Source organism: Caulobacter sp. GW821-FHT10A10 (assembly GCF_059415745.1).
Map to the genome: position 1 here is coordinate 146,846 of NZ_JBWKNV010000006.1, position 13,676 is coordinate 160,521.

The 13,676-nt window shown below is 70.2% G+C and carries 14 protein-coding genes; 9 read left to right on the forward strand and 5 right to left on the reverse strand.

Translation table 11 applies throughout. The features are described from left to right. The first annotated feature begins 90 nt into the window (after positions 1-90). The 7 genes from AC07NS_RS17135 (at position 91) to AC07NS_RS17165 (ending at position 7,323) form a co-directional block, all read left to right on the forward strand. Positions 91-2,316: a TonB-dependent hemoglobin/transferrin/lactoferrin family receptor gene (locus tag AC07NS_RS17135; RefSeq protein ID WP_494605132.1), complete on the forward strand. Its 2,226-nt coding sequence runs from the start codon at positions 91-93 to the stop codon at positions 2,314-2,316. Positions 2,317-2,558: 242 nt separating this feature from the next. Then, positions 2,559-3,164 carry a YqaA family protein gene (locus AC07NS_RS17140; protein ID WP_494605134.1) on the forward strand — a complete coding sequence of 202 codons (606 nt, stop codon included), beginning with the start codon at positions 2,559-2,561 and terminating at the stop codon, positions 3,162-3,164. Then, positions 3,161-3,715, forward strand: coding sequence for a disulfide bond formation protein B (locus AC07NS_RS17145; RefSeq protein ID WP_494605136.1), 555 nt, complete (start codon positions 3,161-3,163; stop codon positions 3,713-3,715). Before AC07NS_RS17140 ends, AC07NS_RS17145 begins: the two co-directional genes overlap by 4 nt. Before the next feature lie 2 nt (positions 3,716-3,717). Then, positions 3,718-4,290, forward strand: coding sequence for a demethoxyubiquinone hydroxylase family protein (locus AC07NS_RS17150; protein WP_494605137.1), 573 nt, complete (start codon positions 3,718-3,720; stop codon positions 4,288-4,290). Positions 4,291-4,332: 42 nt separating this feature from the next. Beyond that, complete coding sequence (locus tag AC07NS_RS17155) at positions 4,333-4,884, forward strand: YcxB family protein (RefSeq protein WP_494605138.1); 552 nt, start codon at positions 4,333-4,335, stop codon at positions 4,882-4,884. Positions 4,885-4,950: 66 nt separating this feature from the next. After that, positions 4,951-6,723: a M1 family metallopeptidase gene (locus tag AC07NS_RS17160; RefSeq protein WP_494605140.1), complete on the forward strand. Its 1,773-nt coding sequence runs from the start codon at positions 4,951-4,953 to the stop codon at positions 6,721-6,723. A gap of 81 nt (positions 6,724-6,804) precedes the next feature. Continuing rightward, entirely contained in the window at positions 6,805-7,323 is a 519-nt protein-coding gene (locus AC07NS_RS17165; RefSeq protein ID WP_494605142.1) for a VanZ family protein, read from the forward strand. A 12-nt stretch (positions 7,324-7,335) separates the two neighbouring features. On the opposite strand, the gene AC07NS_RS17170 is transcribed toward AC07NS_RS17165, so the two are convergent. Further along, complete coding sequence (locus AC07NS_RS17170) at positions 7,336-7,620, reverse strand: hypothetical protein (RefSeq protein ID WP_110119337.1); 285 nt, start codon at positions 7,618-7,620, stop codon at positions 7,336-7,338. Positions 7,621-7,760: 140 nt separating this feature from the next. On the opposite strand from AC07NS_RS17170, the gene AC07NS_RS17175 reads away from it, so the two are divergent. Continuing rightward, entirely contained in the window at positions 7,761-8,600 is an 840-nt protein-coding gene (locus AC07NS_RS17175) for a carboxylesterase family protein (RefSeq protein ID WP_494605144.1), read from the forward strand. Positions 8,601-8,796: 196 nt separating this feature from the next. Here AC07NS_RS17175 and AC07NS_RS17180 read toward each other — a convergent pair whose 3' ends face one another. The 3 genes from AC07NS_RS17180 to AC07NS_RS17190 all read right to left on the reverse strand — a co-directional run bounded on the left by AC07NS_RS17180 (position 8,797) and on the right by AC07NS_RS17190 (position 12,532). Continuing rightward, positions 8,797-9,063, reverse strand: a complete 267-nt coding sequence (locus tag AC07NS_RS17180; RefSeq protein ID WP_487290974.1) for a helix-turn-helix domain-containing protein — start codon at positions 9,061-9,063, stop codon at positions 8,797-8,799. 131 nt (positions 9,064-9,194) lie between these two features. Next, on the reverse strand, positions 9,195-9,662 hold the full coding sequence (locus tag AC07NS_RS17185; RefSeq protein WP_110119340.1) for a hypothetical protein: 468 nt from the start codon (positions 9,660-9,662) through the stop codon (positions 9,195-9,197). 41 nt (positions 9,663-9,703) lie between these two features. Continuing rightward, positions 9,704-12,532 carry an ATP-dependent DNA helicase gene (locus tag AC07NS_RS17190; RefSeq protein ID WP_494605146.1) on the reverse strand — a complete coding sequence of 943 codons (2,829 nt, stop codon included), beginning with the start codon at positions 12,530-12,532 and terminating at the stop codon, positions 9,704-9,706. A gap of 142 nt (positions 12,533-12,674) precedes the next feature. Between AC07NS_RS17190 and AC07NS_RS17195 the strand changes: the two genes are divergently transcribed. Then, positions 12,675-13,016, forward strand: coding sequence for a hypothetical protein (locus AC07NS_RS17195; RefSeq protein ID WP_494605147.1), 342 nt, complete (start codon positions 12,675-12,677; stop codon positions 13,014-13,016). Here the strand turns inward: AC07NS_RS17195 and AC07NS_RS17200 are convergent. Then, positions 13,013-13,477: a DUF3429 domain-containing protein gene (locus AC07NS_RS17200; protein ID WP_233248228.1), complete on the reverse strand. Its 465-nt coding sequence runs from the start codon at positions 13,475-13,477 to the stop codon at positions 13,013-13,015. The genes AC07NS_RS17195 and AC07NS_RS17200 overlap by 4 nt on opposite strands. Between the last annotated feature and the right edge of the window lie 199 nt (positions 13,478-13,676).

Below are 13,676 nucleotides of genomic sequence, written 5' to 3' on the forward strand. Positions count from 1 at the left end.
AATAACTTGACCAAGCCGCCAGACGGTTTTAGCACGCTGCCAACGAATGCGAACAATTCGCATCAAGGCCGACTACCTGGGGGTTCTTCCTTGTCTCGCAACACGCTCTTCTTCGCCGCCGCATCCGCCGCCGCACTGCTCTGCTCGGCGGCCGCCCACGCCGCCGACGCGCCTGACGCCCCCGGTGGCGATATCGCCGAGCTCGACAAGGTGACCGTCACCGCCACCCGCGGCGAGAAGTCGGTGCTCGACGTCCCCGCCACCGTCACCGTGACCACCGCTCAGGAGATCGAGGACGCGCTGGTCGACGACGTGAAGGATCTGGTGCGGTTCGAGCCGGGCGTCTCGGTGCGCAGCGCCCCCTCGCGCTTCACCGCCGCCGGCGCCTCGACGGGCCGCGACGGCAACGCCGGCTTCGCCATCCGGGGTCTCGAAGGCAACCGCGTGCTGATCATGGTCGACGGCGTGCGCATCCCCGACAGCTACGCCTTCGGCGCCCAGTCGGCCGGTCGCGGCGACTATGTCGACGTCGACGTGCTGAAGTCGGTCGAGATCGTCCGCGGCCCGGCCTCGGCCCTCTACGGCAGCGACGGCCTGGCCGGCTCGGTCAGCTTCTTCACCAAGGACCCGGCCGACATCCTGCAGGGCAAGGACTTCGCCGCCCGCGGCCGCGTCGGCTATTCGTCGGCCGATGAAAGCTGGAGCGAAAGCGCCCTGGTCGCCGGCTCGACCGGCCGCTGGGAAGGCCTGCTGGCCTACACCCGCCGCGACGGCCACGAGACCGAGACGCAAGGGACCAACGCCTCGCGCACCGTCGCCCGCACGGTCGCCAACCCCGAGGACAACCAGTCCAACGCCGCGCTCGGCAAGCTGGTCTTCAACCTCGACGACCGCAACAAGTTCACCCTGACGCTCGACCACCTGGACCGCGACATCGACTGGAACGTGCTGTCGGCGATCGCGATCAGCCCGACGGCCTCGACCTCGGTGATCGGCCTGACGGCCTTCGACAAGATGCGTCGCGACCGCGTCAGCCTGGCCCACGTCTTCACCGGCGGCGACGGCTTCATCGAGAGCGCCCGCACCACCGCCTACTACCAGAACAGCACGACCCGGCAGTATTCGGCCGAGGACCGCAACACCGCCGCCGACCGCACCCGCGACGCCAAGTTCGACAACGAAGTGTTCGGCGGCGCGCTGGAACTGGTCAGCAAGGCGCAGCTTGGCGGCGCCGAGCACCGCATCGTCTGGGGCGCCGACGCCTCGCTGACCCAGCAGCAGAGCCTGCGCACGGGCACCGTGCCGCCGGCCGGCGAGACCTTCCCCAACCGCGCCTTCCCGACCACCGACTACACCCTGGTCGGCGCCTATGTGCAGGACGAATTCGCGGCCGGCCCGGTCACCTTCTACCCGGCCCTGCGCTACGACTACTACAAGCTGGATCCGAAGAACGACCCGCTGTTCACGGCCAACACTCCGGTGGGCCAGAGCGACTCGCACGTCTCGCCCAAGCTGTCGGCGGTGTGGAAGGTCGACGACCTGATCAGCGTGTTCGCCAACGCCGCCAGCGGCTTCAAGGCCCCCGCCCCGTCGCAGGTCAACAACGGCTTCTCGAACCCGACCAGCTTCTACACGGCCATCTCGAACCCCAACCTGAAGCCCGAGACCAGCCGCAGCTTCGAGCTGGGCGTGCGCCTGCGCCGCCCGACCTGGAACCTCGGCGTCACCGGCTTCACCGGCAAGTACGACGACTTCATCGAGCAGGTGCAGGTCAGCGGCGCGTTCACCGCCGCCAACCCGGCCGTCTATCAATACGTCAACCTGGCCGAGGCCGAGATCAGCGGCGCCGAGGCCCGCGGCGAGGTCCTGATCGGCGAGAACTGGCGCCTGATCGGCACGGCCGCCTACGCCCGCGGCTTCTCGACCAACACCGCCGGCGTCAGCACGCCGCTGCAGTCGGTCGATCCGGCCAAGTTCACGGCCGGCCTGTCCTACCGTGACCCGGCCGGTCGCTTCGGCGGCCAGTTCAACGTCATGCACGTGCAGAAGAAGTCGTTCGACAGCCTGGGCGTCACCTGCTCGGGGACCTGCTTCGCCCCGCCGGCGTTCAGCACCGCTGACCTCACCGGCTACTGGAACGTCACCCAGGCGCTCACCGTGCGCGGCGGCGTCTTCAACCTGACCGACGAAAAGTACTGGTGGTGGAGCGACGTGCGCGGCGCGACCACCACCGCGACCGCCACCCAGCCGGTGGTCGTCGACGGCTACACCGCTCCTGGCCGCAACTACAGCGTCTCGCTGGCGGTCAAGTTCTAGAGGTCGCTCCCCCGACCTCTTTCGAGACGCGCGGTCGTAATGTTGCGGCGACCGCGTGGCCCCGTCCTCCTCCGCGCCATGTCGGCCCGGCGCCTGGAGGACGGGGCGTTTTCGTATCTGGAAGGCCCCTTCGCGCCCGTCTTCGCATCGCCTTGAAAAGAACCGCAACACAGCGGCGCATCGGCCGGGACAAGCGCCCCGCCCCCTGCTAGCAACGGCGCGTTCCGCAAATGGGAGTCCGCATGCTGCGCCGCCTCTACGACTGGGTCATGGGCCTCGCCGCCTCGCGCCACGCCCCTACCAGCCTGTTCGCCGTCTCCTTCGCCGAAAGCTCGTTCTTCCCCGTTCCGCCCGACGTCATGCTGGCCCCGATGGTGCTGGCCCGGCCCGACCGCGCCTGGCGCTACGCGGCCCTCTGCACCCTGGCCTCGGTGCTGGGCGGCATCGTCGGCTACGGCATCGGCTTCTTCTTCACGGCCGGCGCGCAGCAGCTACTGGCCATGCTGGGCAAGCCGACCGCCCTGGCCGACGCCGAGTGCTGGTACAACCAGTGGGGCTCGTGGGTGATCATCGCCAAGGGCTTCACCCCGATCCCGTTCAAGCTGGTGACGATCACCTCGGGCCTGCTGCACTTCAGCTTCCCGATCTTCGTGGCCGCTTGCACCGCCACCCGCGCTGGACGCTTCTTCCTGGTCGCCTTCATCGTCAAGAAGTTCGGCCCCACCCTCCTGCCGGTGATCGAGCGCCGCCTGGCCCTCGTGGCCGGCGGTTTGATCCTGCTCCTTGTCATCGGTCTCGGCGCGAGCCATTTCCTGGGGGGAAGCAGCGGAGGCGCGTGCGCCGGATGACCACCGACACCCCGACGATCCAGGCCGGCCCTCTGGTTCCCAAGCGCCCGCCGCTGGACTGGATCGCCCGGCACTGGCCGGTCCTGGCCCTGGCCGCCAGCGCAACCATGCTGGGCGCGGCCCACGCCTTCGAGACCTTCGGAGGCCTGGCGCCCTGCCACCTCTGTCTCAAGCAGCGCGAGGTCTACTGGGTCGCCGGGACCGTCGGCCTGATCGCCGCGATCCTGCAGCGCACCGCCCTGTGGCCGCGCCTGCGCGCGCCGGCCCTGTGGCTGCTGGGCGCGATCTTCCTCTACGGCGCGGGCCTGGCGGCCTTCCACGCCGGGGTCGAGTGGAAGTGGTGGCCCGGTCCAAGCACCTGCACCGGCGGCGGCCTGGCCAAGTCCGACGACCTGGTGGCCATGCTGAAGGGCGCCAAGATCTCAGCCCCGATGTGCGACAAGGCCGCCTGGGTGTTCCTGGGCCTGTCGATGGCCGGCTGGAACGCTCTCGTCTCGCTGGGCCTGGCCGTCGTCTCGGCCTTCGCCGCCCTTCGCAAGCAGGAGGCCTGAACATGAGCGCCGCTCAGAAGAAAGCCGTTCCGCCCCGTCCCGGCCGCGGCGCCCAGGCCGCCCGCCTGGCCGAGATCCTGCGCGTCGACCAGGCCGGCGAACTGGCCGCCGTGCACATCTATCGCGGCCAGCAGGCCGTGATGAAGCACGCCCCCGGCCGCGAGCGCATCGCCGAGCAGCTGAAGGAGATGGAGGGCCACGAACAAGTCCACCTGTCGCGCTTCGACGAACTGCTGGCCGAGCGCAAGGTGCGTCCCACCCTGATGTCGCCCCTCTGGCGCCTCGCGGCCTTCACCCTGGGCGCCGGCACCGCCCTGATCGGTGACAAGGCCGCCCACGCCTGCACCGAGGCCGTGGAATCGGTGATCGAGAAGCACTATGCCGGCCAGATCGAGGAGCTGAAGGACCGCGACCCGGCCCTCGCCGCCGAGCTTTCCAAGTTCCGCGACGACGAGCTGATGCACCGCGACCTCGCCATCGAGGAAGGCGCCCACGAGGCGACGGCCTATCCCCTGCTCAGCGCCGTCATCCAGACCGGCTGCAAGGTGGCGATCAAGCTCAGCGAGAAGCTGTAGGGCCGGCCCTGGCGCATCGTCGGGGTCGTCGAGGGGGAAGACATGAGCGAAGCGACGGGCCAGCTCGTGGTCGGTGAAAGCACCGCCGCCATGGCCTACATCAAGGCGCGTCGGGGCCTGTCGCCCCGTCAGGCGAAGTTCATCCTGCTGATCAGCATGCTGGCCGTCGGCGTTCCCCTGGCCGCATGGTGGTCGGGATCGTGGTTGACGGCCTTCGTGTCGGTCGAGTTCGCCATGCTCGGCCTGGGCGTCGGCATCTTCATCATACAGCGGGCGACCGGGCCCACGCTGCGCAAGGCCCTCGCCGAGCGCGGCCAGGCCTACGAGCAGGCGCTGACCGTCCGCCTGACGCCCGAGGCCCTGGTCTACGACCTCGACGACCTGACGATGAGCGCCCGCTGGCCCTGCGTCACCGACCTCTACCAGACCCGCAAGTACTGGGTGTTCCTGGTCCAGAGCAGCGCCATGGTCCTGCCGCGGCGCTTCTTCCCAACCGAAGAGGCCGAACGCGCCTTCATCGCGCAGGCCCTGTCGCGGATGACCGACGCCGCGCGCGCCAGAAGCCCGGACGCGACCCGGTTCGTCGCCGCCTAGCGCGACCTCTTGGCCTGAGCCTCCGCCTCCCCTACCGATGGGCCCTGTCCATCGCGGGGAGTCGCCTTGCCCATCACGACCGTCCGGGCCGCCGCCCTCGTCGCCGCCCTGCCGCTGCTGATCGCCGCCGCGCCCGCCGCCAAGACGCCCAAGGCCGTGAAGCCGCTGCGCGCGCCGCCCACTGCCCAGACCCTGGCCACCGGCGGGGCGCTGAAGCCCGACCAGGCCGGCGTTCACATCGAGCATGTCGACCTTTCGATCGAGGTCTTCCCCGAGCGCAAGGCGATCGCCGGCGAGGCCGTGCTGGCCCTGCGCGCCGACCGCGACCTGCCCGCCATCGTGCTGGATCTCGATCGCGAGCTGCCGGTCTCGGCGGTGTCGCTGGACGGCCGCGCCCTGCCGGCCTCGGCCTGGCGCAACCCGGACGGCCGACTGATCATCACCCCGCCCGCGCCGATCGCCGCCGGCCACCCCGTCGCCGTGCGCATCCGCTATGGCGGCATACCCGTCGAGGCCAAGCGCGCCCCGTGGGACGGCGGCTTCGTCTGGGCCAAGACCCCCGATGGCCGCCCCTGGATCGCCACCGCCGTGCAGGGCGAGGGCTGCGACCTCTTCTGGCCGTGCATCGACCACCCGACCGGCGAGCCCGACCTCGTCGACCTGCGCGTCACCGTGCCCGCCCCGCTGTCGGCGCCGTCGGGCGGCGTGCTGGTCGACATCAAGGAAGACGGCGGCAAGCGCACCTTCCACTGGCGGATCAAGACGCCCAACACCTACGCCGTCGCCCTCAACATCGGCCCTTACGTCCAGCTGAAGGACACCTATAGGAGCCGCTTCGGCGACAGCTTCCCAATCGAGTTCTGGACGGTCGAAGGCAACGAAGCCAAGGCCCGCGGCCTGTTCTCCCAGTTCGCCCCGATGCTCGACTTCTACGAAGGGATGATCGGTCCCTACCCGTTCCGCAGCGAGAAGATAGGCGCGGTCGAGACCCCGCATCTCGGCATGGAGCACCAGACGCTGAACGCCTATGGCGCCGGCTACGCCCAGGAGATCTACGGCTTCGACTGGCTGCTGCACCACGAGCTGTCGCACGAGTGGTTCGGCAACCAGATGACCAATGTCGACTGGGACGACATGTGGCTGCACGAGGCCTTCGGCACCTACATGCAGCCGCTCTATTCGCAGTGGCTGCACGGCGACATGGAATACATGGTTCGCCTGAACGAGATGCGGGTGAAGAGCTTCAACAAATTCCCGATCGTCTCGGGCAAGCCGATGGAGGAAGAGGCTGTCTACGACGCCAAGGTCGGGCCGGGGACCGACATCTACTACAAGGGCGCCAACATGCTGCACACGTTGCGCGGCCTGATCGGCGACAAGGCCTTCTTCCAGGCCACGCGGGTGCTGGTCTATGGCCGCCCCGATCCCAAGCCTGGCAACTTCGCGCCGCGCTACGCGGTGACCGGCGACTTCATCAAGGCGGTGAACGACGCCACGGGCGCCGACTACGGCTGGTTCTTCAACGCCTATCTGCGCCACGCAGAGCTGCCGGACCTGGTCGAGACCCGCGAGGGCGATGACCTGGTGCTGGCCTGGAAGACGCCGGCCGGGCGCTTCCCGATGCCGGTCGAGATCAAGGTCGGCGACAAGCTGGTCACCCTGCCGATGACCGACGGGACGGGCCGGGTCCGGGTGGCGGCCGTTCCGGTGATCGTCGATCCGGCCTCGAAGATCCTGCGTCGCCAGCCCTATCTCGAGGCCTATCACGCCTGGAAGACGGCCAAGGACGCCAGCGACAAGGCCAAGGCCGATGGGGCCAAGGCCGCCAAGCCGAAATAGTCATCTTCCGTTGACCGTGTTCCTTCACGGTTTGCGAGGCATGCGGCCTTAGGACTCAGGTCTCCACCGCGAGCCGAGTCCATGTTGACGCCCAACCATGTCGTGACCGCCGCCAAGGCCGTTCTGTTCGTCGGCGCGGGGACCGCCGTGACCCTGATGCTAGGCCCCTACCAGGGCCTGGAGCAGGTGTTCGGCCTCAGCGACAAGGCCGCCCACGCCCTGGCCTTCGGCGGGCTGACGGCGGTGTCGTTCCTGGCCTTCCCGCGCATGCGCCGCAACGATCTGGCGGTCGCCGCGATCCTGCTGGGGGCCAGCATCGAGGTCGCCCAGTTCTTCGCCCATCGCAGCGCCAGCGTCACCGACCTGGCGGCCGACGCCGTCGGCGTGGCGGTGGTCTATCTGGCCAGCCACATCGAGGCCGTGCGCCGCGACGCCCGCGAGCGCGGGGCCATGGATTTCGCCGACATCTCGGCCCAGAAGAACCGCCGCCGTCGTCGCCGCTCCAGCGTGGTCATGCCCGGGGCCGAACCGGCCGAAGCCGAAAACGCCCGGAGCGGCTTTGCGGCCCGCGCCGCCGCGCGGTTCCCGCGCGGGGCGTGAGGCTTTAGCGGATCACGTGATCCGCTTGACGCTGACCGGGTCACTGCCCGGGAAGCTTTCTTCCAGGCCCTCGTCGAGCAGGGCTTCCTGGCGGCTCTCCGAGCACTCGACCTTCTCGGCCAGCTGGTCGTGCTTCTCGCCCTCGGCCAGCGGCTTTTCGGCCAGCTTGGCGTGCGGCGCCTCGATATGACGGTCCTCGGGCTTCAGCTTGGCCTCCGAAGCCGCGTCGGCGGTGCTGGACGCCGTGCCGTGCGTGAAGTGGCGGCCGTCTTCCTGATGATGCTTGTGACCGATCATGATCGGCTTCTCCCGTTCTTCGCCCGAAGGGGCGTCGGGAAGTAAACCCGCCGACCAAGGTGAGGGTTGCTGCACCGGACCAGAAACAGGCCAGGCGTCGACTACCAGACAACCGCCGCGAAGCGCGCTATGCAAACCGGATGCAAAAGTCGCTTCCGCTGCTCGCCTGTCTCCTGCTCGGCGCCTGCGCCGCCACGCCGACACGCGCGCCGGGTCCCACGCCGAGCCTGGCCGTCGAGACCCGCAGCTACGCGACCACGCCCTTGCCCCCGCCGGTCGACCTGCCGCCGGTCGAGGCTTTCGCCGCCGCCGGCTTCACCGCCCCCGACGGCGTGCGCCTGCCCTATCGCCTGTTGTCGCCCAACACCAAGGAGCGCCTGCCGCTGGTCGTGGTGCTGCACGGCTCCGGCGCGGTGGGCGACGACAACAAGGCCCAGATGGGCGCCTTCGCCCGCAGCTGGGCCCGCCCCGAGACGGCCAAGGCCTTCCCCGCCTTCGTGCTCGTCCCCCAGGCCCCGACCCGCACGGCCGACTACGCCAAGGGCGCCGACCGCTTGCTGGCCTCGCGTCCGGGCGCCAGCCTGCCGGCCATCCTCGCCCTGATCGACGACCTGGCGACCCGCCTGCCGATCGACACCGACCGCATCTACCTCGTCGGCTTCTCGATGGGCGGTTCGGCGGCGATGAACGCCGCGGCCGCGCAGCCGGGCAAGTTCGCGGCCGTGGTCGCCTTCTCCGGCGTGCCGCCCGAGCGCAGCCAGGCCGCCAAGGTCGCCCCGACCCCGGTCATGATCATCCACGGCGACAAGGACCGCGAGAACCCCTACGCCCCCGACCTGGCCTGGGCCGGCGCCCTGGCCGACGCCGGCGGCGCGGTGCGCTTCGTCTCCTACCGCGGCATGGCCCACGTCGTGCCGCCCGACATGATGCATGACAGCGCCTGGCGCGAATGGCTGTTCGCGCAGAAGCGCGGGAAGTGAGGCCTTCCCCTCGCACGCCATCCCATTCTCCCGTCATTCCCGCCCTCGTGGCGGGAAACCCTGGTTCCGCTGACACGTGAGATGCAAGCGGCGTGCTGAGCACGCCGCCCCATCCGCTCTTGCGGCTGACAGAGGGGTTCCCGCCACAAGGGCGGGAATGACGGGATGATTTGGTAAGCGCGGTTGGGGGGGCGCCCTAAAGCCCCGCCCGCGTCAGGGCCTCGCGCACCACCTCGGGCGCGTGGTCGATGACCCGCAGATAGGCCAGCATGGCCGCGTCGGGACGGGCCTCGCCGTGTTCCAGCTCGCTCAGCGTCGGCAGGGGGATGGCGAAGGCGCGGGAGAATTCGGCCTGCGAGAGACCGCTGCGCCAGCGCACGGCCTGAACCAGGGCGCGGGAAGACCGGACCTCGCTGGGCGCGGCCTTGTCGTCGATGGCGAGATCGGTGGTGGTCACGGCCATAGGATCGCTCCCTTTGCTGCTCTTCTCCCCACGGCCTCTCTATACCCGCTCGATTGCACAAATTCGACGGTCGGGAGTCGTCAATACGACGGTTCGGAGGCTAGAGCGGCCGCAGGGTCAGCGCAGGAAGTTCACCCCTGGGGCTTGGCCAGCAGCGCCCGCGCCTTGACCTCCACCGCCTCGACGCCCTTCAGCGGGTCGCCGGCGTCGTCGAGGATGTTGGAGAAGCGCTTGAGGTCCTGGGTGCTGATCCGCTTGATCTTGCGGTCGCGCGCCCATTCCATGCCGATCATCTGGCCCAGCTTGCAGGCCTTGGGCAGCAAGGCCGGCTTCTCGGACGCGCCGCCCTTGTTGATCAGCTTGGTGACGATGTCGTTCCAGTTGGGCGATCCAGGGAAGCACAGCGACAGGTCCTGGCAGTTGCCCGTCCAGAAGCGCTTGTACCAGCGGGCGTGCTCGTCGTTCTCGAACCGCAGACTGCGCGTGGGCTGGACCACGTTCAGGCAATCGCCGCGCACGAACTCCTGCGCCGACGCGGAGCCGGCCATCACGCCGGCGAGCAGCAGGGCCGTCGCCCCGATAGGAAACCGCAACTTCATCCTCCAAGACCCTCCCCCCACGGAGGATGCCCACGCCGCCTTTAATCCCGCGCTTCGGACAGAAATGCGGCCGTCGCTTCAATGACTTCGACGAGCGTGAGTCTCTCTATCGTCACCCCTTCGGGCAGGCTTGAAAAGAGCCTGGTGGGGGCGGCCGCGTCGAGCATGACGAACACGCCGCGATCGTCGGCCCGGCGGATCAGGCGGCCGAAGGCCTGGCTGATGCGAGCGCGGGCGATGGAGTCGTCATAGCCCTTGCCGCCGAACTTGGTCCGCCGGGCCTTGTGCAGGATGTCCGGCCGCGGCCAGGGCACGCGATCGAAGACCAGCAGGCGCAAGGATCGGCCTGGCACGTCCACGCCGTCACGGATCGCGTCGGTGCCCAATAGGCAGGCGTCCTCCTCGGCCCGGAAGATGTCGACCAGGGCGCCGGCCTCCAGCGGATCAACGTGCTGGGCGTAGAGCGGCAGGCCCTTGTCGGCCAGCGGGGCGGCGATGCGCTCGTGCACGGCCTTCAGCCGGCGGATGGCGGTGAACAGCCCCAGCGCCCCGCCGTTGGCGGCCAGGAAGAGCTCGCGCATGGCGGCCGAGACCTGGCGCGCGTCCTCCTTGTTGACGTCTGTGACGACGAAGGCGCGGGCGTTCTTCTCGTAGTCGAAGGGCGAGACCAGGCGCAGCACCTTGGGCGGCTGCGGCAGGCGGGCCGCGCCGGTGCGCATCTCGGCCAGGGCGAACGGATCCTCCAGCGCCGGATCGACCAGGGTGGCGCTGGTCACCAGCACACCATGGGCGGGGCTCAGCACCGCCGCGCGCAGGGGCTCGGTCGGATCCACCCAGTGGCGGCGGCAGGCGGCGTCGACGACACGGCCGTAGAGGAAGGTGGCCTCGAACCAGTCGACGAAGTCGGGATCGTCCTCGGCGTCCTCGTCGATGGCCTTGAGGATCGAACGCCAGGCCGGCAGGGTCATGCGCGCCCGGCGATCCAGCCCTCGTAGCGCGCCTTCGATGCGGGCGCGTTCGGACGGGCCCAGATGCTCGGCGTCCTCGTCGAGCACGTCCTCTAGCTGGCGGGCCAGGGCCAACAGCGGAGCCTCGATGCCGGCCAGGGCGCGGGCGGCCTCGCCGGCCCGCTCGCGCACCAGCTCGACGGCGGGACGGGCGGCGCACTGCATGCCCTGCTCGGGCGTGCCCCGCTCGCTGGAGCGGGCGCGCAGCTGCTCGATGACGGCCACGAGGTAGTTCTCGATCGGCCCGATCGGATTGACCTGGCCGTCGGGCGGCGCGATCCGGCCCGACCAGCCCTCGCCCGGCAGGGCGGTGGCGGCCTGGATCACGGCGCTCAGGGCCTGGCGGGCGCTTTCCTTGTCGCCCAGGATGTCGAGCAGCCGGGCCTCCAGCCCCCTGCCCCGCCGCCCGCGTCCCTCGGGACCACGGATCCAGCGGCGCAGCTCGGCGGCCTCGGCGCCGGAGAGCGCGGCGGAGAAGGCGCTGTCGGCGGCGTCGAACAGGTGGTGGCCCTCGTCGAACACCACCCGCTTGACCGCCGTCGTCTCGTTGTCGCCCTTCAGCCCCCGCGCCGCGCGAGCGCCGTCGAAGGCCGCCTGGGTCATGACCAGGGCGTGGTTGGCGATCACCAGGTCGGCGCGCTTAGAGGCCCGCACGGCCTTTTCGATGAAGCAGACGCGATAATGCTGGCAGCCGGCGTGGATGCACTCGCCCCGGCGATCGACCAGGTTGGCGGCGCTCGCCTGGGCGGACGGCGGCACGGCGAACAGCGTCGGCAGCCAGGCCGGATAGTCGCCGCCGGTCATGTCGCCGTCGCGGCTGATCCGCGCCCAGCGCGCGGCCAGGGCCAAGCCCACCAGATCGCCATTGCCCAGTTGGGCGCTGTTGACCTGCTCCTGCAGGTTCAGCAGGCACAGATAGTTCTCACGCCCCTTGCGCACTACGGCCTTGCGGGCGCGCACCAGGGCGTCGGGATAGATGGCGGCGCTCTCGCGCTCGATCTGGCGCTGCAGGGCGCGGGTATAGGTGCTGATCCACACCGACGGCCCATTGACCTCGGCCCAGACGCTGGCGGGGGCGAGGTAACCGAGCGTCTTGCCAACGCCGGTGCCGGCCTCGGCCAGCATCATCCGCGGCTCACCTTCCCGCTCCCTCGGCTGGAAGGCGTACGAGGCCTCGCGGGCGTAGGCGTCCTGGGCCTCGCGCACCTCGTCCAGGCCGGCGCGGGCCAGCAGCGACTTCAGGCGCTCGCTGGCGGCCTCGGGGTCGATCGGACGCGACAGCGGCTCGCCGACCGGGGCCTGGTCTTCCCACTCGACAAGCCGCGACCAGACGTCGAGGCCCGAACTCCTGAACTGGTTGCCGACCGGAACCGAGCGCAGCGCGCCGACTACCGCCGCCCCCCAGGCCCAGCCGGCCCGAGCCAGGGTCTCGGCCACGGCCAGGGCCTCCTCCCGCGACGGGCGGGGCGTCAGGGCCAGTTCGCGCAGCAGGGCGTCGGCGGCCTCGCGCAGGGTCTCGGCCTGGGCGGCCGCGCCGCGCGGCTCGGGCAGGCCAAGGGCCATGGCCAGGCCCACGGCCGACGGCGCGCAGAAGGTCGCCGGGCGGGTGAAGGCGTAGAGCTCCAGCACGTCGAAGATCGCCGGGCTGCGGAACGGCGCATGCAGGTTCAGGCGCTTGGCGGTCATGGCCGCGTGGGCCACCAGCACCGGCCCATGTTCGAACAGGTCGCGCGCGTCCGGCGGCCGGATCACGCGGCCGCCCGTCTCGCCCGGGCGCGCGCCGCCGTCGGCCACGCCGGCGCGCGGGCCCGGCAGCACCACCAGGGCCGGGGCAAGGTCGAGACTCGAAGGAAGGGCGCTCACGGCCCGCTGATTAACACTTCGCGGCGGCGAAACGAACGGGGAACTGCGCTCTCGCGCGATGACCGTCCCAAGCTTCGCCCTAGGATCGCTGTCGGCTCCGGCGGCGTTAGCGGCAAAACGTCCACCTGGGAGACCCCGCCCGATGCGCCCGCTGATCCCGAGCCTCATCTTGCTTCTGGCGCTGTCGGCCTGCGCCAGCAATCCGGCCCCGCGCGACACCGTCGCAAGGCTGGATCCGAGCCAGCCGCGCTACGACACCGCCAAGTGCCGCAAGGCCCGGGCCGAAGCCGAGCAGTACAACGACCACCGCATCGTCCGCGCCGTGGTCGGCGTCGGCGGCAATGTCGTGGTTCCGTTCGCCGGCGCGGCGGCGGGCACGGCGCTGAGCCACCGGCTGGAGAAGAAGAAGGCCAAGCTGAACCACGCCGTGGCCAAGGCCTGCCTGGACGATCCCCTGGCCCAGAAGGCGGTCGCGGCGCGCTAGAGCGCCAGGGCCTGCTCCAGGGCGAAGGCCAGCGACAGGGCCGCGCCGGTGGTCAGCAGGGTGCGCAGGCGGGGGCGCCAGGCGGGGCCCTCGTGGCTGGTGACGTCCCACAGCCACTGCAACAGGAACACGAACAGGAAGCCGGAAAGCTGCCAGGCGGCGCCAAAGCGCTCGGCCCCCAGCATCAGCGCCACCCCGGCCAGCGGCGGCAGCAGCGACAGCGCCAGCGTCAGCCAGCGCGGACGGATATGGTCGATCTCGAGCCCGCAGCGCACGCCGCCGAGATAGGACAGCATGGCCGTCGAATAGGCCAGCAGGGCCACCAGGGCCGGGCCGCGCTGCGAGACGGGACCGTAACAGAACAGGCCCGAGGCGGCGACGAAGGGAACCAGGGTCGCCAGGCCGAACACCCATACGGTGCGCGGAACCGGCACGCGCTCGCTCACGTGATCCGTCGTCAAGATCAGCACTCCTTCGGAAGGCTCGAGAGCCATCCCCCCACCCCGTCTGCGGCCGCCAGCGTCCCGCCGGTCGCGTAACTCACAGCAACGATAGACCAGACCGCGCGTCGAATTGTTTCACCCGTCGCGGGTTTGCGTCGAAACGATGACTATCACCCAGGTCGGCGCGCAGGTCCACTTGGGATGCATGGGGGAAGCA